At 64.5% G+C, this 26,571-nt stretch carries 25 protein-coding genes and 1 tRNA gene; 13 read left to right on the top strand and 13 right to left on the bottom strand.

Annotated elements, in window-relative coordinates; genetic code table 11:
* Positions 1-14 precede the first annotated feature (14 nt).
* Positions 15-1,646, bottom strand: coding sequence for an ABC transporter substrate-binding protein (locus NJT13_RS06640; RefSeq protein WP_254524785.1), 1,632 nt, complete (start codon positions 1,644-1,646; stop codon positions 15-17).
* 167 nt (positions 1,647-1,813) lie between these two features.
* Positions 1,814-4,804: a dipeptide ABC transporter ATP-binding protein gene (locus tag NJT13_RS06635; RefSeq protein ID WP_254524784.1), complete on the bottom strand. Its 2,991-nt coding sequence runs from the start codon at positions 4,802-4,804 to the stop codon at positions 1,814-1,816.
* A gap of 81 nt (positions 4,805-4,885) precedes the next feature.
* Here NJT13_RS06635 and NJT13_RS06630 point away from each other — a divergent pair, with 81 nt between their 5' ends.
* Complete coding sequence (locus NJT13_RS06630; RefSeq protein WP_254524783.1) at positions 4,886-5,377, top strand: DUF7529 family protein; 492 nt, start codon at positions 4,886-4,888, stop codon at positions 5,375-5,377.
* A 100-nt stretch (positions 5,378-5,477) separates the two neighbouring features.
* Here NJT13_RS06630 and NJT13_RS06625 read toward each other — a convergent pair whose 3' ends face one another.
* Positions 5,478-5,954, bottom strand: a complete 477-nt coding sequence (locus NJT13_RS06625) for a universal stress protein (protein WP_254524782.1) — start codon at positions 5,952-5,954, stop codon at positions 5,478-5,480.
* A 160-nt stretch (positions 5,955-6,114) separates the two neighbouring features.
* Here NJT13_RS06625 and NJT13_RS06620 point away from each other — a divergent pair, with 160 nt between their 5' ends.
* Positions 6,115-6,579, top strand: a complete 465-nt coding sequence (locus tag NJT13_RS06620; protein WP_254524781.1) for a DUF5799 family protein — start codon at positions 6,115-6,117, stop codon at positions 6,577-6,579.
* Positions 6,580-6,615: 36 nt separating this feature from the next.
* On the opposite strand, the gene NJT13_RS06615 is transcribed toward NJT13_RS06620, so the two are convergent.
* Positions 6,616-6,876 carry a hypothetical protein gene (locus NJT13_RS06615; RefSeq protein ID WP_254524780.1) on the bottom strand — a complete coding sequence of 87 codons (261 nt, stop codon included), beginning with the start codon at positions 6,874-6,876 and terminating at the stop codon, positions 6,616-6,618.
* A gap of 29 nt (positions 6,877-6,905) precedes the next feature.
* Between NJT13_RS06615 and NJT13_RS06610 the strand changes: the two genes are divergently transcribed.
* On the top strand, positions 6,906-7,196 hold the full coding sequence (locus tag NJT13_RS06610) for a DUF7545 family protein (RefSeq protein WP_254524779.1): 291 nt from the start codon (positions 6,906-6,908) through the stop codon (positions 7,194-7,196).
* Between the two features lie 105 nt (positions 7,197-7,301).
* On the opposite strand, the gene NJT13_RS06605 is transcribed toward NJT13_RS06610, so the two are convergent.
* Positions 7,302-11,735, bottom strand: a complete 4,434-nt coding sequence (locus tag NJT13_RS06605; protein WP_254524778.1) for a DUF7282 domain-containing protein — start codon at positions 11,733-11,735, stop codon at positions 7,302-7,304.
* A 474-nt stretch (positions 11,736-12,209) separates the two neighbouring features.
* Between NJT13_RS06605 and NJT13_RS06600 the strand changes: the two genes are divergently transcribed.
* The 4 genes from NJT13_RS06600 (at position 12,210) to NJT13_RS06585 (ending at position 15,128) form a co-directional block, all read left to right on the top strand.
* Positions 12,210-12,794, top strand: a complete 585-nt coding sequence (locus NJT13_RS06600) for a biotin transporter BioY (RefSeq protein ID WP_254524777.1) — start codon at positions 12,210-12,212, stop codon at positions 12,792-12,794.
* A gap of 25 nt (positions 12,795-12,819) precedes the next feature.
* Positions 12,820-13,533, top strand: coding sequence for an energy-coupling factor ABC transporter ATP-binding protein (locus NJT13_RS06595; RefSeq protein WP_254524776.1), 714 nt, complete (start codon positions 12,820-12,822; stop codon positions 13,531-13,533).
* Positions 13,527-14,234 carry an energy-coupling factor transporter transmembrane component T family protein gene (locus NJT13_RS06590; protein WP_254524775.1) on the top strand — a complete coding sequence of 236 codons (708 nt, stop codon included), beginning with the start codon at positions 13,527-13,529 and terminating at the stop codon, positions 14,232-14,234. The genes NJT13_RS06595 and NJT13_RS06590 overlap by 7 nt, the downstream gene beginning before the upstream one ends.
* A gap of 639 nt (positions 14,235-14,873) precedes the next feature.
* Complete coding sequence (locus NJT13_RS06585) at positions 14,874-15,128, top strand: hypothetical protein (RefSeq protein WP_254524774.1); 255 nt, start codon at positions 14,874-14,876, stop codon at positions 15,126-15,128.
* 331 nt (positions 15,129-15,459) lie between these two features.
* Here the strand turns inward: NJT13_RS06585 and NJT13_RS06580 are convergent, their stop codons facing one another.
* A complete protein-coding gene (locus tag NJT13_RS06580) occupies positions 15,460-15,720 on the bottom strand; it encodes a hypothetical protein (RefSeq protein WP_254524773.1) in 261 nt (86 codons plus the stop codon).
* Positions 15,721-16,548: 828 nt separating this feature from the next.
* Positions 16,549-16,821, bottom strand: a complete 273-nt coding sequence (locus tag NJT13_RS06575) for a hypothetical protein (protein ID WP_254524772.1) — start codon at positions 16,819-16,821, stop codon at positions 16,549-16,551.
* Positions 16,822-17,142: 321 nt separating this feature from the next.
* Here NJT13_RS06575 and NJT13_RS23420 point away from each other — a divergent pair, with 321 nt between their 5' ends.
* Entirely contained in the window at positions 17,143-17,364 is a 222-nt protein-coding gene (locus NJT13_RS23420; protein WP_425499789.1) for a hypothetical protein, read from the top strand.
* A 161-nt stretch (positions 17,365-17,525) separates the two neighbouring features.
* On the opposite strand, the gene NJT13_RS06570 is transcribed toward NJT13_RS23420, so the two are convergent.
* Positions 17,526-17,759, bottom strand: a complete 234-nt coding sequence (locus NJT13_RS06570) for a hypothetical protein (RefSeq protein ID WP_254524771.1) — start codon at positions 17,757-17,759, stop codon at positions 17,526-17,528.
* 376 nt (positions 17,760-18,135) lie between these two features.
* On the opposite strand from NJT13_RS06570, the gene NJT13_RS06565 reads away from it, so the two are divergent.
* Positions 18,136-18,444, top strand: coding sequence for a hypothetical protein (locus NJT13_RS06565; RefSeq protein ID WP_254524770.1), 309 nt, complete (start codon positions 18,136-18,138; stop codon positions 18,442-18,444).
* Positions 18,445-19,161: 717 nt separating this feature from the next.
* Here the strand turns inward: NJT13_RS06565 and NJT13_RS06560 are convergent.
* Together NJT13_RS06560 and NJT13_RS06555 are read right to left on the bottom strand one after the other, a co-directional pair.
* Positions 19,162-19,235 (bottom strand) — tRNA-Thr (locus tag NJT13_RS06560).
* A 130-nt stretch (positions 19,236-19,365) separates the two neighbouring features.
* Positions 19,366-20,361, bottom strand: a complete 996-nt coding sequence (locus tag NJT13_RS06555) for a class I SAM-dependent methyltransferase (RefSeq protein WP_254524769.1) — start codon at positions 20,359-20,361, stop codon at positions 19,366-19,368.
* A gap of 233 nt (positions 20,362-20,594) precedes the next feature.
* On the opposite strand from NJT13_RS06555, the gene NJT13_RS06550 reads away from it, so the two are divergent.
* The 4 genes from NJT13_RS06550 (at position 20,595) to dph5 (ending at position 23,145) form a co-directional block, all read left to right on the top strand.
* Positions 20,595-20,798 (top strand): heavy-metal-associated domain-containing protein, encoded by a 204-nt coding sequence (locus NJT13_RS06550; protein WP_254524768.1) that lies wholly within the window; start codon positions 20,595-20,597, stop codon positions 20,796-20,798.
* Positions 20,799-20,898: 100 nt separating this feature from the next.
* Positions 20,899-21,750, top strand: a complete 852-nt coding sequence (locus tag NJT13_RS06545; protein ID WP_254524767.1) for a DUF2182 domain-containing protein — start codon at positions 20,899-20,901, stop codon at positions 21,748-21,750.
* 73 nt (positions 21,751-21,823) lie between these two features.
* A complete protein-coding gene (locus NJT13_RS06540; protein WP_254524766.1) occupies positions 21,824-22,240 on the top strand; it encodes a Rieske (2Fe-2S) protein in 417 nt (138 codons plus the stop codon).
* 131 nt (positions 22,241-22,371) lie between these two features.
* Entirely contained in the window at positions 22,372-23,145 is a 774-nt protein-coding gene (gene dph5, locus NJT13_RS06535) for a diphthine synthase (RefSeq protein ID WP_254524765.1), read from the top strand.
* 107 nt (positions 23,146-23,252) lie between these two features.
* Here the strand turns inward: dph5 and NJT13_RS06530 are convergent, their stop codons facing one another.
* The 3 genes from NJT13_RS06530 to NJT13_RS06520 form a co-directional block, all read right to left on the bottom strand.
* Complete coding sequence (locus NJT13_RS06530; protein ID WP_254524764.1) at positions 23,253-24,362, bottom strand: alpha/beta fold hydrolase; 1,110 nt, start codon at positions 24,360-24,362, stop codon at positions 23,253-23,255.
* Between the two features lie 110 nt (positions 24,363-24,472).
* Positions 24,473-25,453, bottom strand: coding sequence for an isocitrate/isopropylmalate dehydrogenase family protein (locus NJT13_RS06525; protein ID WP_254524763.1), 981 nt, complete (start codon positions 25,451-25,453; stop codon positions 24,473-24,475).
* 164 nt (positions 25,454-25,617) lie between these two features.
* Positions 25,618-26,532: a DMT family transporter gene (locus tag NJT13_RS06520; protein ID WP_254524762.1), complete on the bottom strand. Its 915-nt coding sequence runs from the start codon at positions 26,530-26,532 to the stop codon at positions 25,618-25,620.
* Positions 26,533-26,571: the final 39 nt, after the last annotated feature.

Below are 26,571 nucleotides of genomic sequence, written 5' to 3'. Positions count from 1 at the left end.
GTCACGGGGACGCCTTACTCGAGTTCGACCAGGTGGAGGTGGGGGCCGCCGATGGCGGACACTTCATAATTGCTGACATTATTGCGAACGCCGCGGACCTCGTCGGCGTAGTCGATGTAGACCCAGGGCGCCTCGTCGTGGGCGATTTGTGCCGCCTCGTGATAGAGTTCGGCGCGCTCGTCCTCGTCCGTCGTTCGCTGGGCTTCCTCGATGAGGTTCATGTACTCCTGGTTCGCCCACGCGCTCCGATTGGACGTGTTGTAGTCCTCCGTGTCCCACTCGACCCAGTCCTGTCCGCTGGGGGACTCGACTTGCGGGTGGAGCAGGACGTAGTAGAAGTTGTCCGGGTCGGCGTTGTCCGTGTACCAGCCGGCCAGGGACGCGTCGTGTCGGCCCTCGGACGTGTAGGTGAGGTAATCCGAGAACTGCCGCTCGTCGATCGTGACGTCGATGCCGATGTCTCCGAGGTTCGTCCGGATGGTCTCCGCCGTCGGGAGCGGGGCCGGGTTGTAGCCGCGTGCGTTCTGGAAGGTCGTCAACTCGAAGGAGAAGCCGTCGCCGTATCCAGCCTCCTCCAGCAGTGACTGGGCCTGGTCGGGGTCGTACGAGTACGGGCTGAGGTCGTCGTTGTGTCCGAACAGCGCCGGCGGGCACGGCTGATCGGCCTGCTGGGCGATGCCGGAGTAGACCTCGTTGACGATCGATTCGGTGTCGATGGCGTAACTGATGGCCTGTCGAACCTGGGGATCGCGGAACTCCTCGACGCGGGACTGGTTGAACGACATGTATCCGATGTTGATCCCCTGTCCTGACTGGATCTCGGCGGCATCGGAGTCCTCGACCGTCCCGACGTTGTCGGGTCCGAGGTTGTCGATGATCTCGAGTTCGCCCTCGACGAGGGCCTGGGTACGCGTGGAGTTCTCCCCACGCTCGAGGAACAGGAGTTCGTCCACGTTCGGCCCGTCGCCCCAGTAGTTGTCGTTCGGGGTGAGCAGGATGCGGCCGTTCGAGTTGTCGAGTTCCTCGAGTTGGAACGGACCGGTGCCGTTGGCGTCCGCGTTGAAGTCGAAGCCGCCTTCGATGCCGTCTTTCGGCAGGACGACGGCGGCGAACATCGCGAGGTTGCGCAGGAACGGCGCGTACTGCTGCGTGAGCGTGATGTTCAGCGTGTAGTCACCGTCGGCCTCGACGGAGTCGATCCAGTTTCCGAGCGTGAACGGACCGTACGCGGAGGCCTCCTCGAAGTAGTACTCGTACTCCTCGTCGACGAACCGTCGGTAGGTCGCGACGAAGTCGTCGGCGGTGAAGTCGGTCCCGTCGTCGAACTGCGCGTCCTCGCGCAGTTGGATCGTGACGGTTTCGCCGTCCATCGTCCAGTCGGTCGCGAGGCTCTCCGTGATCACCGCCTCGCCGGGCTCGAAGTCGATGAGCCCGTCGTAGATCTGGTTCGTGACCTTCGCGACTTCGCCGCTGGTCGTATTCTGCGGGTCGAGGGTGTCCGAGTGTGAACTGCGCCCGTACCGGAGCGGACCGCCGCCGTCGCCACCGCCCCCGAGACACCCCGAGAGGGAGCTCGCTGCGGTCGCGATGACCGTCGTGCTACCTGCCGCCTTCAGAAAGCTTCGTCTGGAAGCGTGATCTGGCATAACACTATGCCTTGCCTCTGCATACATAATACTAACGAGAACGATTTATACGAAGTCGCAGTTGTATCCAGAGTTCTAGTCGACTTATCAAAATTCCGCACCATCGGCCGCGGTTTTGGGCAGCGTGACCGGAAACAGATTCAAAATCCCGCCGATGGCGACCCCGTCTACTCGGCGTCGGTGAAGAGATGACAGGCTGCCGGGTGTTCGCCACCGCCGGGTTCGGGGTCCCTCCTCTCGCAGACGCTCTCGAACGCCTCCTCGAGGACGGCCTCGGCGGCCTCCCAGTCGCCGTCGTCGAGGTGACGATAGGACTCGTCGACGGCCTCGCGGGCGCGGCCCGTCAGCGGACCGTCGAAGAACTGCGCGTCGAGCACGGCGGAGAGATCGCTCCCCCCGTCGGCGACCGCGCGCGCCGGCGGGTTCTCGCCGGCGGTCGCCTCCCTGGCTGCCTCGAGGTCGATGTCTCGGGACGCCACGCGCTGTCGGTAGAACATGACCTCGCGGTAGCGCTCCTGCTCGATGTCGAGGTCCTCTGGCGGGATGATCGACGGACACCGCGTCCGGAAGTGACAGCCGGACGGCGGGTCGATCGGGGACGGCACGTCACCCTGCAGTATGGTCCGGTCGTCGGTGTCCGCCAGCGGATCCGGCTCGGGGATCGCGGACAGCAACGCGTTCGTGTACGGGTGCTTCGGGTCCGCGAACAGGTCGTCGGTTTCCGCGCTCTCGACGATCTCGCCGAGGTACATCACCGCCACGCGGTCCGAGATGTGCCGGACGACCGAAAGGTCGTGGGCGATGAACAGGTACGTCAATCCGAACTCCTCCTGTAGGTCCTCTAAAAGGTTGATTATCTGTGCCTGCACGGAGACGTCGAGGGCCGACACCGGCTCGTCGGCGACGATGAAATCCGGGTCCACCGCGAGGGCGCGCGCGATGCCGACGCGCTGGCGTTGCCCGCCGGAGAGTTCGTGGGGGTAGCGGCCGTACTGGCTCTCGTCGAGTCCAACCTCCTCGAGGAGCTGAACGACGCGGCGGCGGCGGAGCGCGCGCTTCGAGTCGCCCGTGGCGACGTCCACGTGCACGCTCGTGACGCGGCCGCCGTCGCGCGTCACGTCCGTCGTCACGTCGAGCGGTTCCTCGACGTCCACGGTAACGTCGCCGTCCGTCACAGCCACGTGTACCGGAACGACGACGTCCTGATCGCCGTTTCCGAGTAACGCATCCGCGTTATCTGCGACGTCGACGGACACCGCGTCCGCCGGGATGCCAGCCGTCGAGACGTCCGCGCGCGTCGCCACGTCGGGGTCGGCCTCCGGGAGGCCGTGTATCTTCAGCGGCTCCATGACGGTCTGGCCGACGGTCATCCGCGGATCGAGACTCGACATCGGATCCTGGAACACCATCTGCATGTCCTTGCGTTTCTCCTGGATCCCCGACTTCGAGAGGTCGCCGAGGTCCTCACCGGCGAACACCACCGTCCCGTCCGTCGGCGGGTTGAGGTGGAGGATCGCACGGCCCGCGGTCGACTTGCCGCACCCGGATTCGCCGACGAGTCCGAGGGTCTCGCCTTCGCGAACGTCGAAGCTCACGCCGTCGACGGCCTTCACGCTCGGTTTCTCGCCGACGAATCGGTCCAGGAACCCGTCTTCTTGCTCGTAGTACTTGCGCATCCCGCGGAGTTCGACGAGCGGTTCGCCGACGTCGCGGTCGGTCGCGGTCGCGACCCCCTCGTCGCCGTATTCGCTTTCGTCGAAGTCCTCGAGGACGCACTTCGACCGGTGGTCGACGTCGTCCGGCCCGTGCTGGCGGAACGGAATCTCACCCTCCCGACACTCGGGCTGAGCCCACGGACAGCGGTCCGCGAAATGACAGCCGTTCGGCATGTCGATGAGGTCCGGAACGTTCCCCTCGATGGGGGTCAGGCGGTCTTTCTCTTCCGTCGGAATCGACTCGAGGAGCGTGTACGTGTACGGGTGACTCGGGTTGTGGAAGATCTCTTCGACGGGACCTTCCTCGACGATTTCGCCGGCGTACATCACCGCGACCCGGTCGCAGGTCTCCGCGACCACCCCGAGATCGTGGGTGATCATCAGCACCGACATCCCGAACTCCGCTTGTAAATCGTCGATGAGCTCGAGTATTTGCGCCTGGATGGTCACGTCGAGGGCGGTCGTCGGCTCGTCGGCGATGAGGAGACTCGGCCGGCACGCGAGCGCGATGGCGATGAGGACGCGCTGGCGCATGCCACCGGAGAATTCGTGGGGATACTCCTCGAGGCGAGTGGGCGCCTCCGGAATCCCGACCTCGGTGAGGATGTCGACGACGTCCGCGACGACGTCCTCGTCGTGTTCGTCCCCGCCGATCTTCGGGAGGATCTCCCGGACGGCGTTCAGCCACGTGTCCCGTTTCCGTTCGCCGTACCGGTGGAGTCGCAGGGACTCTGCGACCTGCTCGCCGACGGTCACGGCGGGATTCAGGGACGTCATCGGATCCTGAAAGATCATCCCCATCTCGCCGCCGCGGACCTTCCGCATCGCCTCCTCGGGCGCGTCCGTCAGGTCGACGATGCCGTCCTCGATCGCCACCTTGTCGGCGCTCGCACCGCGCTCGAACTGTTCGCGCGCGGCATCGTCCACGTAGACGAACCCCTCGGCGGCGTCCTCGACGGCGTCCTCGAGCGCGTCTGCGACCGCGGATTCCGTCGCACCGTCCACGAGTCGGTCGGCGCCGTCACGGATCGACGGTGCGAGCCCCGCCGGGTCGTCGCGGCCGGTCAGGTCGGCGGCAATGGCGCGCAGTTCCGACGCGGCCGCGTCGTCCCCGTCGCCGGCGCGGAGGTCCGCGACGATCGCTCGGATCGCCCCCACGAGTTCGAAGGGGTACGGGACGACGGCGTCGTCGAATTCGTTCGCGAGTTCCGCGGCCAGGTCCGCGCGCCGCAGGGACACGCGCCCGTCCACGACCTCGCCGGGATCGTCGACGAGATCCATCGCTGAGAGTGCGGTCACGCTCTTGCCGGAACCGGACTCGCCGACGAGGCCGACGGTCTCTCCCTCCTCGATGGTGAGGTCGATGCCGTCGACGGCTTTCACCGCACCGCGGTTGGTGTCGAACTGCGTGCGGAGTCCGGAGAGAGACAGGAGATCAGTCACTGCCTGCAGTTCTCGAGCCTGCGATCAAATATCTTGCGAGACTTGACAACGCTTATCTTCGGCGATACCTGCGGTGCAGGCATGGGCGAGAATCCAGCGGGCTCCGCGCCCGGCGACACCGAAATTCGATCCGGCTGGCGATCCGTCCTCCGGGACATGGCGGCGACCGCCGACGAGTATCGCGACCGCGGCTGGACGACACTCGAGCTCCACCCCGGGGACTCCGTGCTCGTGGACTCCGACGCGCGGACGGGCCTCGACGTGGTCCTGCCGGGCCCGGAGTACGAGGACCTCGAGTCGCTGACCGCGGACCACGCGTTCACCGACGTGGACGTCTTCCGCGGGGGCCACGGCGGCATGGTCTACCTGCTCGTCGTCGAGAAAGATCCGGACGGCGAGACGGCCGTCTTCGTTCCCGCCTACTACGATGCCGGATCCAGCCGCGCGAAACTCGAGACCGTCCGGGCGGACGGCGAGCTCCGACTGTTCTGCAGGCGGCTGAACGACGACTACGTCGAGTTCGTCCACGGCGACGTGACGCCGTTCCTCCCCGAATCGTTCCGGGACGAGTGAGCATCGGCGCGCGGAGCCGTGCCTCGCAGACGTCGCAGTGGGCGCCGTTGGTCCCGGACGTCGCCGAACGGCGTCCGGCCGGCGGTCGAGAACGGTTCGGTCACTCCGCGGCGAGTCGCGGCTCTCCGGACCGATCGCCGGCGCCCTCTGGATCGACCTGTACCGTCAGGACGGGTACCGACGCGCGGCGGACGACTCGCTCGGTGACGCTGCCGAGTAGCAGCCGACCGATCCCACCGCGGCCGTGGGTGGCCATCACCACGAGGTCGCACTCGTCGGGGTCGGCTTCGTCGACGATGACGTGACTCGGGGACCCTTCGCGTACCTCGCGTTCGACCGCGACGTCGTCCGGCGCGCGTTCTTCGACGCGGTCGACCGCCGACCGTCCCTTTCCGTGGAGCGCGTCGGTGATCCCTTCGAGCGCGGTTTCCATCGGCAGCCCGCTGTAGCCGGCCGCGTTGACGACGTAGAGCGTCCGAAGGGTCGCGTCGTGGGTCCGCGCGAGATCGAACGCGTACTCGAGGGCGTCTTCGACTTCCGGCGAGCCGTCGGTCGGAACGAGGATGCGGTCATACATTGCGATACATGATAGCATACAACAAGAGCGTATAAGAGCGTTATCCCGCTGCGAGCGACCGTCAGTTCGACGAACGATTTCGGTGGCGGCTCGGCCACGAGCCGTCGGGAACCGCCGTGGGAGGGAAACGCTGATACAGCCACCGACCGAACCGGGGGCCATGAGCGACAACCCGTGGACCGATCGGATCGTCGGCGAGCGGATGACCGTCGATCAGGAGTTTTCGACGCGGATCGAGGAGTCGCGGTTTTCCAACCAGCAGTGGAGCCTGATCATGACGGCGACCGAGTTCGAGATCGACCGTCCCGACGACCCCGACGAAGCCCGGATCGTCGCCAACACGGACAAAATCGACGGCATCATTCCCGAACTCGACAACATCCAATCGGGGATGGGCGCGATGGCCAGTCAGGGAGCGAGCGGCGGATCGAAGTCCTCGGGCGGCGGCATCGTCGACTCGATCAAGGGCGCGCTCGGAATGGGCGGAAACGGTGGCTCGTCGGAGGCGGAACAACGCGAAGCCGCCGAACGTCTCACCCAGGAGTACGCCGAGGAACTGCAGTCTCACCTCGAGACGAAAGGGCGGTGGGAGTCGGTTCGACGCAGCGCAGCCGACGGCGGGTAATCCGGTCCCCGGGTCGCGCAATTCGCCGCCGCGGTGCTACTCGCGGCCGACCAGTCGCTGATGTGGGTCGTCGCGTACTCGCTGGCTTCGTCCCCGGTCGTCGGTTCCGAACCGAGGTCGCCGTCGGACTCGTCCTCGCGTCCTCGACGCACGGTCCGTCTCCTGTCCGATCGGCTCCGCCTCGAGGTCGACGGATGGCACGCGGAGACGGTCGTCGCCGACGGGCAAACCGACGCGGGGGCCGACCGTCTCGAGCAGCGTCGCTGCCGACGGCGTCTCCGACGCAAGCCACAGCATCTATAGGGACGGTTCCCGAGCGTAGGAGTATGAGCGACGAAGTCAAGACGACGACCTTCTCGATCAGTTCCGAAGATGGCGCGACGGACGACGTGACCATTCCGGCCGGCCTCGTCGACCTCGTCGCCGAAGGTGATCAGACCGACGCCGAAACGATCGGCGACGTCATGTTGCTCTCCTTCGCCAGTCGCGCCCACCACGTCGTTCATCACGGCGATTCCGACGACGACGAACTCGAGGCCCAGGAGTCGAAAGTGATGGACCTGTTCGAGGAACGATTCGGCGTCACGTTCGGCGAAGCGACGGGTCACCAGCACTGACGTCCGACGCGCGCCGACCAGTGTCGGGTTCGCTGTCCGCGCTCGTCGTGAGCGCTGGCTGGGGTCCGAATCGGGACGCGAGGCCGGTGGCGTTCTCCGAGTGAACTAGCCGGCGCCAGCAGTTTCGTTCTCGTCGGCATCGGGTTCCGTTTCGGGAGCTGCCGTGTCCTCCTCTCCGGCCGCCGCACCGTTCCCGTCGGGCGTTTCGTCGGGTCCGTCGCCTGGCGTCTCGGGACCCCCGGGATTCGGCGCCGATTCGTTCGCGCCGTCGGCTCCCGGTTGCTCGAGCGCGCCGTCGGTACCAGGTCCTCCCGGTGCGGTGGGTTGTTCGGGCGGCTCCGGCGGTTCCGGGCGCTCAGGTGCGGATTGACCCGCCGGCTCGGTTTCCTCGTCCGACGCCGGTTCGGTCGCCTCGATCGTCACCGATTCCTGATCGTCCTCGGTCGCGATCGTGTGCGTCGAGGTTCCAGTCGGGAGTGTCGGCGTAAACGAAAGGGTCGTCGCCTGTCCCCCCGCAAGCGTTACCGACGCCTCCGCAGCCTGCCGCCCGTCGATGGAGTAGGTTACCGTCTGCGTCCCCTCGCGGTCGCCCTGGTTCCGAATCGTCACCGCAACCGTCACCGCCGCTCCGGCCCGGCCCGTCTCGGGCGCTGATACGTCGGTGATCGCGAACGCGGCCGGGTCGCCACTCGGCTCGACGGCGACCGTCGTCTCCGCCGTCTCGTTCGCCGTCGCGATTTCGACCGGGTACTCACCGGGATCGAGGTCCGCCGTCTCGTAATTCAGCGTCACCGACCGGGTCTCACCGGACTCGAGCGACACCGTGGCGGCCTCACCGGTGGTACCGCCGACGGCGATCGAGACGTTCTGGGTGCCCGCCCGCCCGCCGACGTTCTCGACGATGGCCTCGACCGCGATGGGGTCACCCCGTTCGACCGGACTGTTCGTCCCCGCAATCGAGACGCCGAACGAAGCCGGCTCCGACGGCTCGAGTTCGCCCGCCGGTGGCGTCGTCGCAGTCAGCGGCTCGTCGTAGTCGAAGTTCGAGAGGTCGACCCGCCAGACGAGGCGCTCGTCGTCGCGTTCCGGCGTCCACTCGACGGTGAACGTCTGCCGACCCGGCTCGAGTTCGCTCGGCGGTCGGTCGCTCGTCGTTCCCTCGACGAAAGCGCTGTTCGCAGCCACCGGCGCGTCGTTCGGGTTCTCGTAGCCGAACGTCACATCGATGGCGTTTCCGTCTTCGCTGGGGGCCGTTTCGACGACGGAGATCGAGGGCAACTCCGGCCGAACCTCGTCTCGACACGTTGCCGACGGATTCGGGTAATCTATCCCACCGACGGGCGCCGCTTCCGGCGAGCTGATTCCGGAGATGTAGGTGCCGAAGGTGCCGTAGTCCGGTACGGTGACCGAAACACGATCGCCATCGGTCGTGACGCGGCGTTCGTCACCGATTTCGAAGACGATCGTTCCGTCGAAGGGCGCCGGGACGTCTTCCCCGACGGTGATCAGGTCGTCCAGGATCGTGTTCCCGAATCCGGCGGTCGTGTAAAAGCCCGTGCTCGCGGCCACCTGGTCGCCCGCCTCGAGGGACGCGGTGACTTCCGCTCGCGAACAGCTCGCAAACTCGACCTCGAACCCCTCGAGCGTTCCATCGACCGTGTACTCGACGGTGTTCCGTTCCAGCACGGAATCGTTCTCCACGTCGACGACCGCCACCTCGAGCGTCGCGTTCTCCTCGAGCGGCGGCTCGAGTGAAAACTCCCGGGGACCGATCGTCTCGTTGGGCCTGAACGAGTCGCTCGCCAGGCGCTGCGTGCCGTTTTGGTCGGTCACGGTGATCGCGTACTCGACGGACGCGTTCGCCTGAGTGACGGTGAGCGTCCGCCCGTCTCCCGTCTGGTCCGCGACCGAAAGGTTCGCCGTCGGTCGGTCCGGATCCGGTCGGACGATCCCGTATTCGACCGACTCGTTCGCCAGTATTGCGTCGTCCGTTACGGCCCGAACTGAGACGCCCACGGTCGCGTTCTCCTCGAGCGGCGGGTCCAACTCGAGGGTCTCGTCGGTGACCGTCGTGTTCGCTTCGAATTGCTCGCTGTCGACGCGTTCGCCGCCGTACCTGGCGGCGATGACGTAGGGAACGGACGCGCTCGCCGCGTCGATTTCGAGCGTTTCGCCGTCGCCAGTCTGGTCGTCGACCGAGATCGACCCCTCGGGACCGTCCGGGCCAGTCTCGTTTACGACGGTGTAGCTGATCGTTTCGTTCGCGAGCGTCGCCCCATCCTCGTCGAGGACCGCGACGTCCACGGTCGCGTTCCCCTCGAGCGGTGGCTCGAGGTCGAGCGAGAGATTTGTCACCGATTCACCGGCCCCGAACGACTCGTTTCCGACCGTTTCGCCGTCGACCGTCGCAGTCACGGTGTAGGGAACGGACGCGTTCGCCTCGTCGACCGTCAGCGTCGAGCCGTTGCCGGTCTGATCGGTCACGGACAGCGTCGCAGCGGGTTCGCCGGGTTCGTCCGTGATCGTCACGAACGCGCCGTCGAGAACCGGCGCGCCGGCGCCGGTGACGTACGGCGGATCCGCCTCGCCATCGGATTCGACGTACCCGAACGTTTCGTCGCCGGTCGTCTCGTGGTGTGCGACCGCGACGACCGCCCCGCTCTCCTCGAGCGGGTCGTCGAGTTCGATCGTGACGTTCTCGTGCGACCCGGGTTCGAGGGAGCCCGAGACGCCGAGGACGTCCTCCGGGTCGGTATCGACGGCGATTCCATCGTAGACGGCCACGTAGCCGCCCTCTGAGAGGGACACCTCTTCGACGGTAACGCGCTCCCCGTCGGTCGTCTGGTCGGGGACGTCGACCGTCGCCGTCCCCTCGAGCCGATCGATCGTCTCGAGTCGCTGGACGACGGTGACCTCGACGCGCTGTGAGATCACCGTCACGTCGTCGGTTTCGTCCCGAACTGCGAGGGCGATCGCCTCCGACGCGGCCTCCTCGGTCAGGCGCTGCAGTTGCGTGATGCTGATCCGCTGTGACTGGACGACGGTGGCCGTCTCCTGGCAGGCGACTCGCGCCGCGGTCTGAACCTGCGTGACCGACGCCCCCTGGGCCTGGGAGAGCGCACCGCTCGCGGCGCCGCTCGCGAGGCGCTGGACCTGCGTTATTTCGACGAGTTGCGTCTGGCTCACCGCTCCCTCGCCGGCGCCGAACGCGGCGGCCTGAACCTGCTCGACGGATACCGATTGGCGCTGAATCGCGGACGAGATCGCGCCGTCTGCGGCACCGATCGCAGCGTACTGGATCTGCGTGATCGAAATCTCCTGGCGCTGTACGAGCACGCCGCCTGCGCTCCCCGTCGCGGCGGCCTGGATCTGCTCGACGGTCGCGTCCTGACTCTGTGAAATCGCGCCCGTCGCCGCGCCGAAGGACGCCTGCTGTACCTGCGTGATCGAAATCCGCTGTCTCTGCTCGATGCGAACGAACTGAACCTGCGTCAGCGATCCGCGGCTCGCGCCGCGGGCCGCGGCCTGGGTCTGCTCGACCGAAACCGACTGTTCCTGAACGAGTGCACCCGTCGCCGCACCGGCGGCGGCTTTTTGGATCTGCTTGATCGTCACCCGCTGGCGCTGCTCGACGTCGAGGCGCTGTTCCTGTCGCACCTGGATCCGCTGGGCCTGCTCGAACCCGGCGCGCGTACTCCCCTCGAGCGCGCCGGCGGCCGCTCCCGCGGCGGCGTGTTGGACGTGCTCGAGCGTCACCCGCTGGCGCTGTTCGACCGTGATCGTCTGGTACTGGGTCAGGGCGCCGTACGCCGATCCCTGGGCGGCTTCCTGAATCTTCGGGACGGCGCCGACGTCTTTCGCGCCCGCCTCGCTCGCGGCACCCGCGGCCGCCCCGCTGCTCGCGACCTGGATCTGTTCGACGGAGACGTTCTGACTCTGGGCGATCGCCCCGTGTGCTGCGCCCCAGGTCGCACTCTGAAGTTGGGTCGCGTTCGCCGACTGGGACTGGGAGAGCCCCCCGCCGGTCGCGCCGGCCACCGCGGCCTGAAGCTGGCTCACGTTCGCCGATTGCGTCTGGATCAACGCGCCGTGGACGGCTCCGGCCGTCGCCGCCTGGACCTGTTCGACTGCCGCAGTCTGATTTTGGGACACAGCTGTCCGAGCGCCCTCGAGGGCCGCTGCCCGCTGTTCCTGCGTCACGGTGACTCCCTGGGACTGCACGAGTTCGATCCCCTCCTCGACGCCCGCTTCGACGGCGTCCTCGCGCTCACCCTGGACCGCCGCCCGCCCGTCGGCGCCGGGTGTTGCTGCCGGTCGATCGACCGTCACCGGCTCGAATTCGGACCAGTTGGTCGGTTGCGCGTCGTCCTGGGCGACGGCCGCCTCGAGCGCGGCCGTCGATCCGTCGGTTCTCCTCTCGATTCCGTCGTCAGCATCGGTGAACGGTCCGGCCCCGCCGGCGAGGATCGGTAGTACGACGGCGCTTCCGACCACTGCGGAGACGATCAGCACGATTGCTCCGACGGATCGTCGTCTCATCGGTCGACGCGTCTCCGTTCCGTACGATTTCGCTCGGCGGCTTGCGCTACGGCTCCCGCTTCGATCGGATGCTGGGCCGCACGGCCCGACGTCGACCGGCCGTCTCGCCCGGCCCGACCAGGGTTCGTCTCGTCGTCTCGCCATTTCGCCCCCGCCGGTGCGCCGCGATACCCCGGACTGTCAGCCCGCGTATTTCCGGTTCGCATTTTCCCTCCACGGTGGTGAACGAGCTGATAAGACCGCTGTCCGTTACGGTTAGCGAAACGAGACAATAGGCTATTACTCTTCCCGAGCGACTGCGAAACCCGGACAGATGACAGTCTGACCGGTGAGTGTCGTGCATTTCGATACGAGAATCGCCGACCGAAACCGTCAGCGTAACTGGAAGGAAGCCTTCTGTTTCGGAGCCGTTCCGAACTTCTGTTCCGTCTCGGAAACCGAAGTTTTGATCCCGGTTTACGAACGAACGGGAGTATGGAAACCGATCAGAATTCGGTCGAACTCGTCGATGACGACGTTATCAGGCCGTTCGCTCGAGCGGCCGTCCTCGCAGCGCTGCTGGGGGCGGCCGCGTTCGTCGGATCGATCCCGATCCCGCTCTCGCCGGTGCCGGTGACGCTGCAGGTGCTCGTCGTCTATCTCGCGGGACTGTACCTCGGCCCGTACTGGGGGCCATTCTCGGTCCTGCTGTATCTGACTGCAGGCGCGGTCGGGCTTCCCGTCTTCGCCACTGGCGCTGCGGGGATCGGCGTCCTCGTCGGCGACAGTGCGGGCTACCTCTGGTCGTATCCGATCGCCGCCCTGCTGGTCGGCGCCGTCGTTCACTGGCGGAGCGAATTCGGCGATCCCGCCGATCTATCGAGGCCGGTCCTCGTCGTGACGCTGCTTGCGGCACTGGCCGTCATCTATCTGCTCGGGGCCGCCTGGCTCGGCTACGTTCTCGAACTCAGTGCGGTCAAAGCGGTCGAACTCGGCGTCGTCCCGTTCGTCCCGGGCGACCTCGTCAAGATCGCAGCCGCGGTCGCCATCGTCGAGGCAGGCCGTATCACGACCGCATGAGGAACGCTCGTCGCATCCGGCACGAATGATCGAATTCCAGTCCGTCTCGTACGCGTTCGAGGACGTCCCGGTTCTCGAGGACGTCTCGCTGACGATCGACGACGGCGAGTTCGTCCTCCTGGCGGGGGCAAACGGCAGCGGGAAGACGACGCTGTTGCGACACTGCAACGGCCTCCTGGAACCCGACTCCGGCGAGGTTCTGGTCGACGGAACGCCCGTTGCGGAGGACCTGATCGCCGCCCGCTCGAGCGTCGGCATGGTCTTCCAGCATCCTCGCGACCAGTTCGTCTCGGCGACCGTCGGCGCGGACGTCGCGTTCGGCCCCGAGAATCTCGGCCTCGATCGCGGGGAGATCGACCGCCGCGTGACGGCCGCGCTCGACGCCGTGAACCTGGCCGGTCGAGAGAACGCCCGGATCGACTCGCTCTCGGGTGGCGAGCAGTCTCGCGTGGCGATCGCCGGTGCGCTCGCGATGGAACCCTCCCATCTCGTCCTCGACGAACCGTTTACCGGGTTGGACGACCCCGCTCGGCAGTCGGTCCTCGATCGGCTCGAGTCGCTGTCACGGGACGGGACAGGGATACTCCTCGCCACCCACGATCTGCGGGACGTCTCCGTGCTCGCCGACCGCGTGATCGCCATGCGAGACGGTCGGATCGCCGTAAACGGGCCGCCGGAACCGGTACTGGGTGAACTCGAGGGCCTCGAGGTACGAGTGCCGGACGCCACACGATGCTGACGTACGAACCCGACGATACCGTCGCCCACCGGCTCGATCCGCGGACCAAGCTGGCGGTCCAGATCGGATTCGCCGCCACCGCGCTGTCGCACACGACCCCGCGCGCGCTCGTCGCATTTTCGGGTTTGACGGCGGTCGCGATGGCCGCGGCGGGGGTTCCGATCCGACGGACCGTCTCCGCGTACCGGTTCGCGCTGGTCGTTCTCGTGATCGCGCCGCTGCTCGCGGGCGTCACGCTCGGTTCGCCCTGGTTCGATCGTTCAGCCGCTGTCACTTCGGGGCTGGCGAGCTACCGCGTGTTGCTGATCCTGCTCGTCAGCGCCGCCTACGTCCGGTCGACGCCGGTGCGGGAATCTCGAGCCGCGATTCAGCGGACGGTTCCCGGAAAGCCGGGCCAGCTTCTCGGCGTCGGCGTCGGACTCGTATTCCGCTTTCTGCCCGTGCTTCGGGGCGACCTCCGGACGATTCGCGAGGCGATGGCCGCTCGGCTGGGAACCGAACGAAGCGCGGTCGACCGTGCCAGCGCGATCGGCGTCCTCGGCCTCACCCGCGCGTTCGACCGAGCGGATCGACTCTCGCTCGCGCTGCAGGCGCGGTGTTTCGCCTGGAACCCGACGCTCCCGCCGCTTGCCTTCTCGCGAATCGACTATCCCGTTCTCCTCTTCGCACTCGCGCTCGGACTCTCGACGTTCTATCTTTGAGCAGCGAGAGAATCCCGCCGTTACGGCGTTGACGAGACGCGTTGCGTCTCGTTCGCACACCAGAACGCGTAGCGTTCTGTGGGGACGGGCGTGAATCGCGTCGGTCGGCAGACGTCGTGTGAGCCATCGAGTTCTCTCCCCGGGTCGTGATCCCACAATTCCCGCCGACCGATTCGACGTCCGCCACGGGCTGAAACCGGACGATTCCACGCGCTCGAGAGCGGTCACTCCAATCGACTCCTGCCGTTAGCACGTTCCCGGACGCGGTGGTCGGTCGCAGTCTGCGCTACGGGCGGAATACAGCGGCCGGTTGCGACACGGCAACTTCGTTCGTTTCACACATTCAGGTCAGAACCAGCCGATACAGACAGCTGCGAACGTAGCGGGTGTGCCGTGTCAAATTACGTCGTGAAAGAGAGATGGAGTTCGTCACCCTCGTGCTCTCGCGTTTCGACCCTCGTTATTCCGACCAACAGTGTTCAAATTAATGCACCGCCACTGCGACGATATCGTATGTCGCGTTCACCGTGGTGGTACGGCATCGTTCTGTTCCCAATCGTGATTCTGACGTCGCTGATCTCTCATCTCTCCTCCCGTGCGTTTTTCGCCGCTGCTCACTCTCCTGATTCTACCACTGGTATGGACGTTGCATGGTTCGTACTCCAGACGCTCTCGTTCTGGACCGGTGTTCTCGTGGCGGTGATCGTGCTCCTTTGCTTGCTCGCGGATCTACGGACGCTGAGCGTGGACCAAACGTGGTCACCGAGTCTCTTTTGGGGACTCGCGGGTGTCGTCCACCTCGGCGGGGTCGTATTCACAGAACTGCTGTTCGTCTCAGTTCCGGCACTCACCTACTATCTGTCTCGACGCCGCGTCCACGTTAGAAGGCGATAAACGACGACTCGTTCGGTGTCAGGGCCACGTTATCGACCACCATTCTCGCGTGGTACATTCGCGCTTCAGACGAAGCACGGCTCGAAAACCGTCATCTGCAACTCGTAGAATCTCGGATGGTACGTTCGCAGGTCGCCCTCTCGGCTCGTTCGACGAAACAGAAGTGAGATCGATGCCGTGCGAATCGTTCTTCGACACCCGCAAAACGATTCGCAAAACGGACTCGCCTCGGGGGTGGCCTCTGGTCGTGAGTCGGCCGCTCGACTCGAGGCAAAACGACCGGCAACGAGCAGGGAACACTCGCCAACCGAGTCACTCCAGGGATGGTGACTCACCGGTCCGTGAAAACTCTGAGCACGGTCCCGAGGAGTATCAGGAAGACACCGAGAAGTATCCCCAGTGGCGGTGGTAGTGGCGTGAACCTCACGATTCCGACGAGGATCACGATAGTCGAGAGTCGAACCACGGTTCGCTCGTGAACCCAGACGAATAAAAGAGTGCTGCGTGATTTCGTAACGGAGTGGCTTTCGATCCCGTCGACTTTTATCGCGATCAGGGTGCTGAATATAGAGGACGTATTCAGCACGGCCACCGGAGCCTATCACCGCTTGCAGTTTGAACAGGGCCGAAATAATACGTTTTGATTATATTTCATTCGGTCGAAAATCAGTCCCAATCGAAGGCATATGGTGGACAATAACACCCTTGGGCCGTGATTTTATTCACATTTTGTGAGCGAACACGGTCCAGGCTAAGATCCTGCTCACACCCTTTCCCTCTGGAAGTGACCGTTTTGGTGAAGGGCTTCCCGTCACACCTTTTTCCGTAGACAGTCAGACGGAGTGTCGCCCATTCTCCCTCAGCACTGTGGGCCATCCCTCCAATTTGAACGTAATCCCGACATCCCGCCGGGCAAGCAGGTGATTCCCGATAGTACTCTGTTTCCGCGTAATACACACACTGGTTCTTTTCTGCACGCTTGGAGCGGACCCCAGGTGGCGGGCCACGCTCCTGGGCTGCCCCTTGGCCACTCACTGCAGACCCTCCGATCGTGAGAGCTCCCACCGTGACGCCACCGCGTTGCAAGAGCTCACGGCGCTTCAATCCAGTTTCGTCGTGGTCGTGGTCGTTGTTTTTGGACATGGTTTTCAGGACACCGACATCCCCCCACGACTACAGTCGTGGGGTTACCAGTCATAGACCGGTTGTCCCACGTCGGGAGGTTTCCCACTCTTCGACGGGGGGCATGGGCCGTGCCAGTGCGACCCTCGACCGGGATAGCGGCTTCATCTCCCTCCGAGAGTACTAAACCGAGCTGATCGAGTTTGATTCGGAGGGTATGATTCGATGCCACCACCCAGAGACATAAAGGCACGGCCACTTCCTCACAGCACGTTCAGATGAATATCGTATCACACCGTTAGAGTTCCTCGAGATACGTGTCGATCGCCCCGTGGACGATGTCGAAGCCCGCCTTGTCCGAAGACGTGATTATCGCCGCGTTCACGGACGCGCGTCGACGGCGGTCGCGGAGCATCCACCGAACCGACGCTGTCTTCTCGACCCCGCGAGGGCCGTGACTCGAGACGTCACCGGTGCGGTTGTCGTACAGGGCTGGCTCGAGGACTTTCGATATGGAAGTGAGTTCATCGTGTCGATCGAGGATTGGCGTCGCATATTGGTCATCGGACACCCATCCATCTTGTATTATATCCCGACTGTTTGGCTGTGCCACAATAAGTTGCGGAACCTAATCTCCGATACTTTCGAAACGAGGGATAGTGGTGAGATCGCTTTATAGAGGACCCAAACCATCGAATGCTTATTTCAGAAATCGGTGTACTCGAGTAGGGAAAGATAGCTGCTGAGCGCATTGCAGAGGAGGTCGACCAGCCTATCATCTGGTGTGGGTGTGGAACCTTCGTCCCCAACTGAAAACTGAAACGGAGACTAATTTGGGAGTTTGTGGGAATCTTCACGGAACGCTTTCGGTGCCCTATCTCATAGCACAGGTATGTCCACGACCGTTGCAACACCTGACGCAGACGAGGAGTGTGCCTACTGTGAGTCGCGTATCTTCGACCACGACCCAATCTGTGTACGTGACTGTGACGACGATTGTAGATCGCCCGTGTACTTCTGTAACTATGCCTGCCTCTCGGCACACATAGACGAGAACAGCCTTACGACGGGCGATGCGTGTGAGTGGAATCCCGACGAAAGCGGTTGTTGCTAATCGAGGACATCGGTACGTTCGCACCTGCTACTTCGCACTGTGTTTCAGGTGCGCATTGTATCTCGCAGGGACACAACGAGCTACCGAGCCGCTGTCAAAAGCAATGTGCAAGATACAGAGCATACGTTCAGCACGACCGTCAGCACAAGACGGCAACCGAGTCAACTGTCGATAGCGCGCCGACTCGGTGCGACGTCTGCAAGCGGCGCGGTCTGTGCGTGGCCATGCGTGTCGATCCACCACGCCGTTTCCGGTCGCTCGAGGAGGAGCTGGTCGACGACGAGTGCATGGAACACTCCTCGTGAGGATGATTCCAGGAGCGTGATACCTTCCTCGAGGGACGGAAGGTCGGGGATCTGGTCGATCGACGATACGATGTCTGTGTTCCTACCCATATCCCCGACTGGATTGTCTGAAGAGTTAACTGTTCGAGGGCGGGTTCCGAAACTTCCGATATCTGATTTCACGCAGGAGGGAGGGTTCATTCTGCCACGAGTCCCTGATTGGGTCGTTACCGAAACATCTGGGTAGATAGTGAAAGGGGGAAAGCATGTGGGGTAGCACCTCCGTATGGGCTTCGGGCATCGGAGGTATCAAAATTATTTGTGGTAATAACTATTGGTATTTTTGGCCAGTGTTCGTTGGCCAATAGGTTGATATCACCCTCCCCGAAAGTCAGGGATGGCGGGGGAATTCAATTCATGATGAGTTATTATTGAATATTTGGTGAGAGATTATACCAGTTAGCTCCCTCTGAACCAACACTGAGTGATGATTGGAGACGTCGAGATATCCTTCCGGGCTCAGTCAAAAGTCGGCCGGTATTATGGGCCTGCGGCAATTCGTGAAAAGCTGGATACCCTCGATGGGACGCTTTTTCAGCGGGAAGACGGGATGTTCTATCTGCGGACAATCAAACCAACTCACACAGGTCCTCCCAAACGAGTCGTTATTGTCTTCGAAGTCACTGAATCCACGGCGTACGTAATTACACAAACATCAGATCACTACAATTGGAGCAACTTTGTTAATCTCGATGATCCCCCATTCTCTATTGACCTTCCCAGAAACGACGAATAATGAATCACAGATCTCTCCCGACAGTGTAGTCATCCAACTCGATCAGATGGAGATAGCCTAGATAAACCTTAGCATGGTCGTTTGTCCACAGACTGAAGTCATCGTTATTCCAGATTCCACTGCCGCCACTGGTCTCGAGACTCGACTTATGCTACCCAGCCTCGGCGTTCCAGATGTGGGCTGAGATGTCCGGTCAGGTGTGTCTGGTCGATCACGACCCGGTGCCAGCCCAGACATCCCTTGAATTGGTCGTCACTCTACGAGAGCGATCGATTCCTCGAACTCGAGACCGAGCGCATCGAGAGCCAGCACAACAGCCGTTCGAGTCCACGCAATACGATCGGAAAGGGTCGTCCTGGCCGTGCAGTCTCGAACAGAATGCCCTGTGCCTCGAGATCAGCACCCACTTTGTGCGACAAGAGCGGGCCGCTACTCTCGTCCTGCACACCTCCGAGTGTGATCTCGTATTTCCCCGGATAATCGTCAGAATCGAACACCTGCTCGTTCATCTGGTCGCGAACGGAGGCCCCGAACTCCTGTGCATTGGGTGTCGAGAAAATGCACTGACCGACGCCCGATCATGCCGCGGCACCTCCACTTACTATCGCGACAGCCGGTTTATGACATCTCCTGGGGGTACTACAGGGATTGGAAAACCCATCGCAGGTGCCGGGGTGGTCCGACCCTTGGCCATGGGATTATAAGTAATTTGGTAGGAGCCGGTGGAGGGATTTGAACCCTCGACCTAATCCTTACGAAGGATTCGCTCTGCCAGTCTGAGCTACACCGGCGCCGTGCGTTTATTTGTAGGGCCGATACCGGGCATAAGGATTGCGAATCGAGGCGCTCGTGTGAAGGGGTCCCAGTATCGAACCGCGACTGCCGCGCCGACGGAATCTCGAGCCGAGCCGAATCGACGGATCATCGCTCGAGTCGCACGTCGAGACAGACGTTCAACTCGTGAGGGGCGTACGATCGGACGGTGTGACGGGTCTCGACGTCGACGACGTACTCGGGTTCTGCGGCCGCGCGGATCGCGCGCTCGCCCGGTCCGAAGGGGTCGTCCTCGTGTTGGATGTCGTAATAGTGGAGGACGCAGTCGTCGCCGGCGATGGTCACGGCCGACTCGAGGAATTCGTCGGCGCTGTGGGGAAGGTTCATCACGAGCCGGTCGGCCCGGCCGCCGTACTCGTCTGCGAGGTCGCGGACGTCTCCGTTGACGGCGGTGACGCGGTCTGCAACCCCGTTTCGGCGCGCGTTCTCGCGCAGGTACGCGATCGCCTCGGGGTTGATGTCCACGCCGACGCACTCCGCGCCGCGTTTCGCGAACGGGATCACGAAGGGGCCCACGCCCGCGAACATGTCGAAGGCGCGTTCGCCCGCCTCGACCTGCTCCGTGACCCGGTGGCGCTCGGTCGCGAGCCGCGGCGAAAAGTACACCGCCGCGAGATCGAGTGCGAACTCACAGCCGTATTCTCGGTGAACGACCTCGGTCGTTTCGCCAGCGAGAAGCTCCCAGTCGCGCACGCGCGTCTCGCCTTTGACCTTCGAGGCCTTGTTCAGCACCGTGTCGACGGGGAGATCCGATTCGAGGATGGCGTTCGCGATCGCTCGAGCGCGTTCGGAATCGTCCTCGTCGATGAGTGCAGCCTCCCCGAGTCGCTCGTAGGAGGGTTCGAACGCGAGAAGGTCCGCAGGCGTCGTCTGCGTGTCTCGCTCGGCGACCGCCCGCGAGACAATTTCGCCGTCGTCGAGGTCGTGGACCGTTCGCACGGTCTCGGGGTCCGTCACCGGGATGTAGAGTCGGCCGTCCTCGACGGCGATCTCGTACCGATCGTCGATCAGATCCGCGTCGGCGAGCGTCGTTCGCGTCGCTTCCCCGTCCTCGAGCGCGACGCGGACGCACGGCACTTCCATACACGAATTGGCGGACGAGTCGCCGTAACGCTGACGCTTCCGTGGTGGGGGTCCCGTCTCCGGAGACGCTGAGGGTAGCTATCCGGAATACGCTCCTGTCGGAATCGGGAGGCGAGCACAGCGGCCGATTCGGAACCGGTGGGGTCCAGGGTATAGTCTTCTGCACCGTTTCTTCCACAAAATATCAGTATTTAGTCAATTTATGTTCCGTCGACCCGTCGTCCGGTTGCAGCATGGACGAATACACGCTATCGGTTCCTGGTATGACGTGCGAAGGCTGTGAGATAGTTATCACCGGCGCGGTGTCGCCCCTCGCTGGCGTCGGAAAAGTCGATGCCGACGCTGCTGACGGACGCGTGACCGTCCACGGCGACCCGTGGGCCGAATCTCGTGTTCGGGACGCGATCGAGGAAGCCGGGTACGACGTGCTCGAATAGTGCCGACCGGATCCACTTCACTGCTCTTGCAGAACGATATGATCCCATCGAACACCGGAGCACGGTCGACTGGCCGCGTTCGAGAACGGGGGATCCGCCGATGACCCCATCGCTTCGACTTCGATCTGCGCTCGAGGGTGCGACGGACCGCCTCTCGGTCGATCCCGATCGAACGACCGCCGTCGTCGCCGCCATGCTCGGTCTCGACGTCGTCTGGTGGGCGCTCCTGTACGGCGGTCACGTCCCCATGCCGGGAATGAAGTGGCTGATGATGACGGCGGAGATACCGATGGCGGCACCCGGGGCGATCGAACGGGCCGTCTTCCACGCGGGGACGCTCGAGGCCGTCGTCGGATACGCGATCACGTGGGGCGTGATGATGTGGGCGATGATGCAGCCGGCGATGACGCGCTTCACGCGGGAGTACGCCGCCGCCTATCGGGGATCGACGACCGGCGCGATCCGGGCGCTCGCGTCGTTTCTCGTCAGCTATTACGCCGTCTGGCTGGTCTCCGCGTTCGTCCCCCTGCTCTCCAATGCGGTCCTGCCCGGCGGTATTTACGGATTCACCCGGGAGTACACGCACTTGGTCATCGGGGGTGCCCTCGTTTGCACCGGGCTCTACCAGCTCTCGCGGTTCAAACGGTCGCTCCTGCGGACGTGCTGTGAATCGGTCGCCCCGCACGTGGATGGGCCGCGACGGGCGGTCAGAAGGGGCCTCGACCACGGAGTGCGGTGCGTCCTCACCTGTTTCGGCGTCTTCTTCCTGGTGATGGTGTTCTTCGGTGAGATGAATCTCGTCTGGATGGTCGCACTGACCGGAGTGGTGACGATCGAGCGACTCCCGACCTGGGGCGAAGAGCTCGCGGTCGGAACCGGTCTCGTCTCGATCTTCGCCGGGGTCCTCGTCCTCGTCGCTCGGCCGGCCCTCCCCGTCGCGTTCGTTCTCTAGGGGCGCCCAACGTCGACGGCCGACGAAACGCTCGTCGGGAGCGTTTTCCGTTCGGCGCGTCTACCGTGGGGAGATGACGGAGCGAACGGAGCTTACGACCGTCGAGACGGTTCACGAGGACCGATCGTGGTTGTTCACGATCCGAGACGAGTATGGCGAACCGGACGAAGTCCTCCTCGTGCCCTGTGATGACGGCGTCGAAGCGTGGATCAATCGCTGTACGCACGAAGCACAGCGGTTCGACACCGGTCGCGGCGCGGCGATGCGCGACGGCCAGATCGTCTGCCCGAAACACGGCTCGCTGTTCGACTCCTGTTCGGGCTACTGCGACAACGGTGAGGCGGCCGACACGACGCTCCCGTCCGTCGACGTGACCGTGGACGACGACGTCGTCTATCTCACCGACGACGACGTGAGTTTCGCCCACGAGGGCGGTATCGACGACGGAGACGACGAGGGTCCCGAATCGACCTCGCACATCGGGTTTTGATCGAGTCCCCCGGCGCGTCGCCCGACGCGATCGCAGCCGCGGTCGCCACACGGTTCGACGGGCCGTCTCGAGTCCGAGTGAGGGACGATCCGTCTCGAAAGCGTATTCCCGGTGGTGCGAGTATCACGGCCATGCTCACCTTCATCGGCCTCGGGCTCTACGACGAACGATCGATCACCCTCGAGGGCCGGGACGCACTCCGGGCGGCGGACCGCGTCTACGCGGAGTTCTACACCAGTACGCTCGTCGGGACGACGGTCGACGACCTCGAGTCCTACCACGACATCGAGGTCGAGGTGCGGGACCGCGCGGGTGTCGAACAGCGGCCCGAGGACATCCTCGCGGCCGCCGAGTCCGAAGACGTGGCCTTCCTGACCGCCGGCGATACGATGATCTCGACGACCCACGTCGACCTCCGGTTGCGGGCTCACGAGCGCGGTATCGAAACGCGGCTACTCCACGGCGTCACCGCTCAAACGGCCACCAGCGCGCTGACGGGGCTCCAGAACTATCGCTTCGGCAAAGCGACGACCCTCCCGTTTCCCTACGCCCACGGTGCCGACGGCCTCCCCGCGAGCGTGACCGAAACGATCGACGACAACCGATCTGCCGGCCTTCACACGGTCGTGTACCTCGATATCAAAGCCGAACGGGACGAGTTCATGACCGCCGACGTCGGTGCCGAACTCCTCGCCGAGGCGTATCCCGACCTCGTCGGTGTCGTCGTCGCCCGCGCGGGCAGTCCCGATCCGCTCGTCGAAGCCGGGACGATGACCGAACTCGCAACGCGGACGTTCGGCGATCCACTCCATCTGCTGGTCGTTCCGGGTGAGTGTCACCTCCTCGAGGCCGACGCGCTGGTCGAACTCGCCGGTGCCGATCGAGAATCGCTCGACATCGCCTGAAGGTGGCGATCGCCGTCTCGTCCGACCCGGCCATCGTTTCGGTCCGGTCGGTCGTCGACCGGCACCGTGTTCTCTTTCGACGGCGGGAGACATCGGAGCGTCGGCGGTCACTCGAGAACTTCCGCGAGCCGCTCTCTGAATTCGCCGGGTACTTCGACGTGGGGCGCGTGTCCGGTGTTCCCGAAGACGATTTCCTCGTACTCCCCCCCGCGGTCGGCGTAGGTCTCGAGGATCGCACGGGTCTGGTCGACCATCGGCTGCGGCGGGAAGACGTCCTCGCCGGGCCAGTCCGGAAGGTGGCCCATCCGACCCAACGTGGCGACGTCGAACAGGGACGCGTTCGAGACGATCTGGTCGGAGTCGCCCCGAATCCACGTGATCGGCGGCTTGCGGTCGGAGTCTATGTCGATTATCTCCTCGAGCGTGCAGTACTTCGGCGAGATGGCGTTGTTCACGCCGGTTTCACCGGGGGCCGTGCCGGGCCAGTTGTCGCTCTCGGTCGTCGATCCCGGGTAGTTCTCGTCGCCGGTGGCCGTATCGAGCATGCCGGTGAGGTACGATTCCTCGCGGTCCTCGTCGAAGTCGTGCGTCGGATCGACGTAGTAGGTTCGCAGGATTTTCCGCGGCGATGCCTCCGTCGCGCCGTCGCGAACGCGGTGCTCGAGACCCGAGACGAACTCCCAGTTTGCAGTTCCACCACCGGAACCGGCGTAGTCGTCGAAGCAGGGCGTTCCGTGAACGTCTTTGGTACCGCCGAACCCGTACGGCGAGAGCGGATTGACGAGGACGAGCGCCGCGACCGCTTCGGGATGGTCGATCGCGTATCGCATCGCGATGCCGCCCCCGTTCGACCACCCGACGAGGACGAACGGCCGCTCGAGGTCGAGGGCCTCGACGAACGCGTGCAAATCGCCTTCGAAGTCGCCGAGCCCGTTCGTCGCATCGACCGGTTTCGTCTCCGAATCGCCGTACCCTCTGAGATCGGGTGCGATCGCGCGGTGACGATCCGGGAGATCGACCAGTACGTCTTCGAAGAACCGCGAGGAAGAGACGTTTCCGTGGAGAAAGACCACCGTCTCGCGTCCGTCATCGGCGCGACCTGGTTGGCCCCGGTCAGCAGTCCGACCGGACTCCCCCGACTCGAGAAAATGCGTCCGGAGCCGGTCAGTGTCGGCGATTCGCGAGTCCACGCCAGCGAGGGTGTCGTCTCGAGGCATTGCGCCTGGTACCACGAGGGATCGGATAACTCCCGGGCCGTGTCTCGCCGGTCGAGACCGGGCCGTGCCCGGCCCGTTTCATGTCGGGCGATTTGGAATCAGAAGGTGCCCTAGAGCCGATCGATGACCGCCTCAGTCACGTCCTCGGTCGAGGCGTCGCCGCCCAGATCGGGCGTGCGGGGACCCTCGGCGAGCGTCGACTCGACGGCCTCGGTGACGGCCGCCCCCTGGTCGTCGTAGCCGAGGTACTCGAGCATCATGGCGGCGGAGAGGATCGTCGCAGCCGGGTTCGCGACGCTCTCGCCGGCGATGTCGGGCGCGGTGCCGTGGACCGGTTCGAACAGGCCGCGGTCGGGGCCGATGTTGGCCGACGGGAGCAGACCGAGTCCGCCGACGAGCCCCGCCGCGAGGTCCGAGAGGACGTCGCCCGCGAGGTTCGGACAGACGACGACGTCGAACTGGTCGGGGTCGAGACAGACGTGCGTCGCGAAGGCGTCCATCAGCACTTCCTCGGTTTCGACGCCGTTGTCCTCGGCGACCGACGTGACGGTGTCGCGAAAGCGGCCGTCCGTCTCGCGCATGACGTTCGCCTTGTGGGCGATCGTAAAGCCGTCGTGGTCGTTCCCGTCGACGTAGTCACAGGCGAACTCGGCCAGTCGCTCGGAGGCCGAGTCCGTCACCACGCGCGTCAGCGTCGAGATGTTCTCGCTCAGGCGGTCCTCGTGTCCGGCGTAGACGCCTTCCGTATTCTCTCTGAGGAAGACCAGGTCCGTCTCGGGCCGCACCGCCTCGATTCCCGGATACGCCTTCGCCGGGCGGACGTTGACGAACGAGTCGACCGCCGTTCGCAGCGGCAGGATGACGTCCGCGGCCGAATCGCCCGCTGCGCCGAACAGCGTCGCGTCGGCCGACGCCGCCAGGTCGTACGTCTCCTGCGGGAGCGCCTCGCCGGTCGCCTCCTCGACCGCGTCGCCGGCCTCGGCCTCGACGAATTCGAAGCCGATCTCGAGGGACTCGAGGACGTCGACCGCGGCCGGTGTCACTTCCTGTCCGATTCCGTCGCCCGGAATGACGGCGATTTCGTGAGTCATGCACCTACATCAGCGTGGGGCAGAAAAGAGGGTATCGATACCATCGTTCGAGGACCGGCCCGTGGCCCGAGAGTCGGAGCGGGAACGCGAGGCGAGTGACGCCGATCTCGAGCCTCGGGTCTCGAATGTGAGTCGAGACCCGAGCAGTCGTCGATGTTTCCGGCTCAGGGGCTTCCCACGGCGGTACTGGTCCCGACCGCGTCGGCGATCGCGCGTCGCTTCAGCAGGACGAACCCGACGACGATCAGTCCGAATCCGGCGACCGTCGTCGCCCCGACCGACTCGTCGAGCAGGACCGTGCCCGCGACCGCGGCGACGATCGGCACCAGATACCCGATCAGCGACGCCTCGAACGCGCCGTGGTCCTCGAGGATTCTGAAGTAGATCAGGAAGGCGATGGCGGTCGCGAAGATGCCGAGATAGAGCAGTGCGCCGACCGCAGTCGGGCCGACGACGTCCGCCGATGGGAGTTCACCGGCGCCGAGGCTGACGGCGTGCAAGACGACCCCGCCGACGAACATGGACCACCCGACGAGCACCGGTTGGTCGACGGTCGGGCCGGCGCGCTGGATCAACACGCCGCCGAGCGAGACGCTACACACCTGCGCGACGATCAACAGTCGACCGGCGGTATCTCCCGCGAAGAGGGTCGCCGGATCCGGCTGAACGACCAGTCCCACGCCGAGAAACCCGATCGCTGCACCGACGGTACCGACCGGTGACAGCCGCTCCCCCAGGAGAGCGATCGCCCACAGCGCGGTGGCGATGGGAACCAGCCCCTGGATGATCGCGGCGACGCCGCTCGGAACGGTCTGTTGGCCGAGAAAGAGCAATCCGTTCCCGCCGACCAGAAACACGCCGCCGCCCGCGACGGCCACGACGTCGTTCCGGCGGGTCGGGAGCCAGTCGTCCACGCGAACGACAGCGTACGAAAGCAAGAGTAGCGCCGCGATGTCGTACCGGAAGGCCGCAAACAGCAGCGGCGGGAGCGACTCGAGACCGACCGAGATCGCGGGAAACGACAAGCCCCACAGCACGGCGAGCAACAGAAAAAACGGCGCGTCGAGGGACCTGGACATAGGGTACTGTATCGGGCTTGCGCCGAAATATCTCGCGGT

Source organism: Natrinema caseinilyticum, from assembly GCF_024227435.1.
GTDB lineage: Archaea > Halobacteriota > Halobacteria > Halobacteriales > Natrialbaceae > Natrinema > Natrinema caseinilyticum.
The sequence above is the reverse complement of the archived record's forward strand: the minus strand, read 5'-3'. Positions and strand labels throughout refer to the sequence as shown.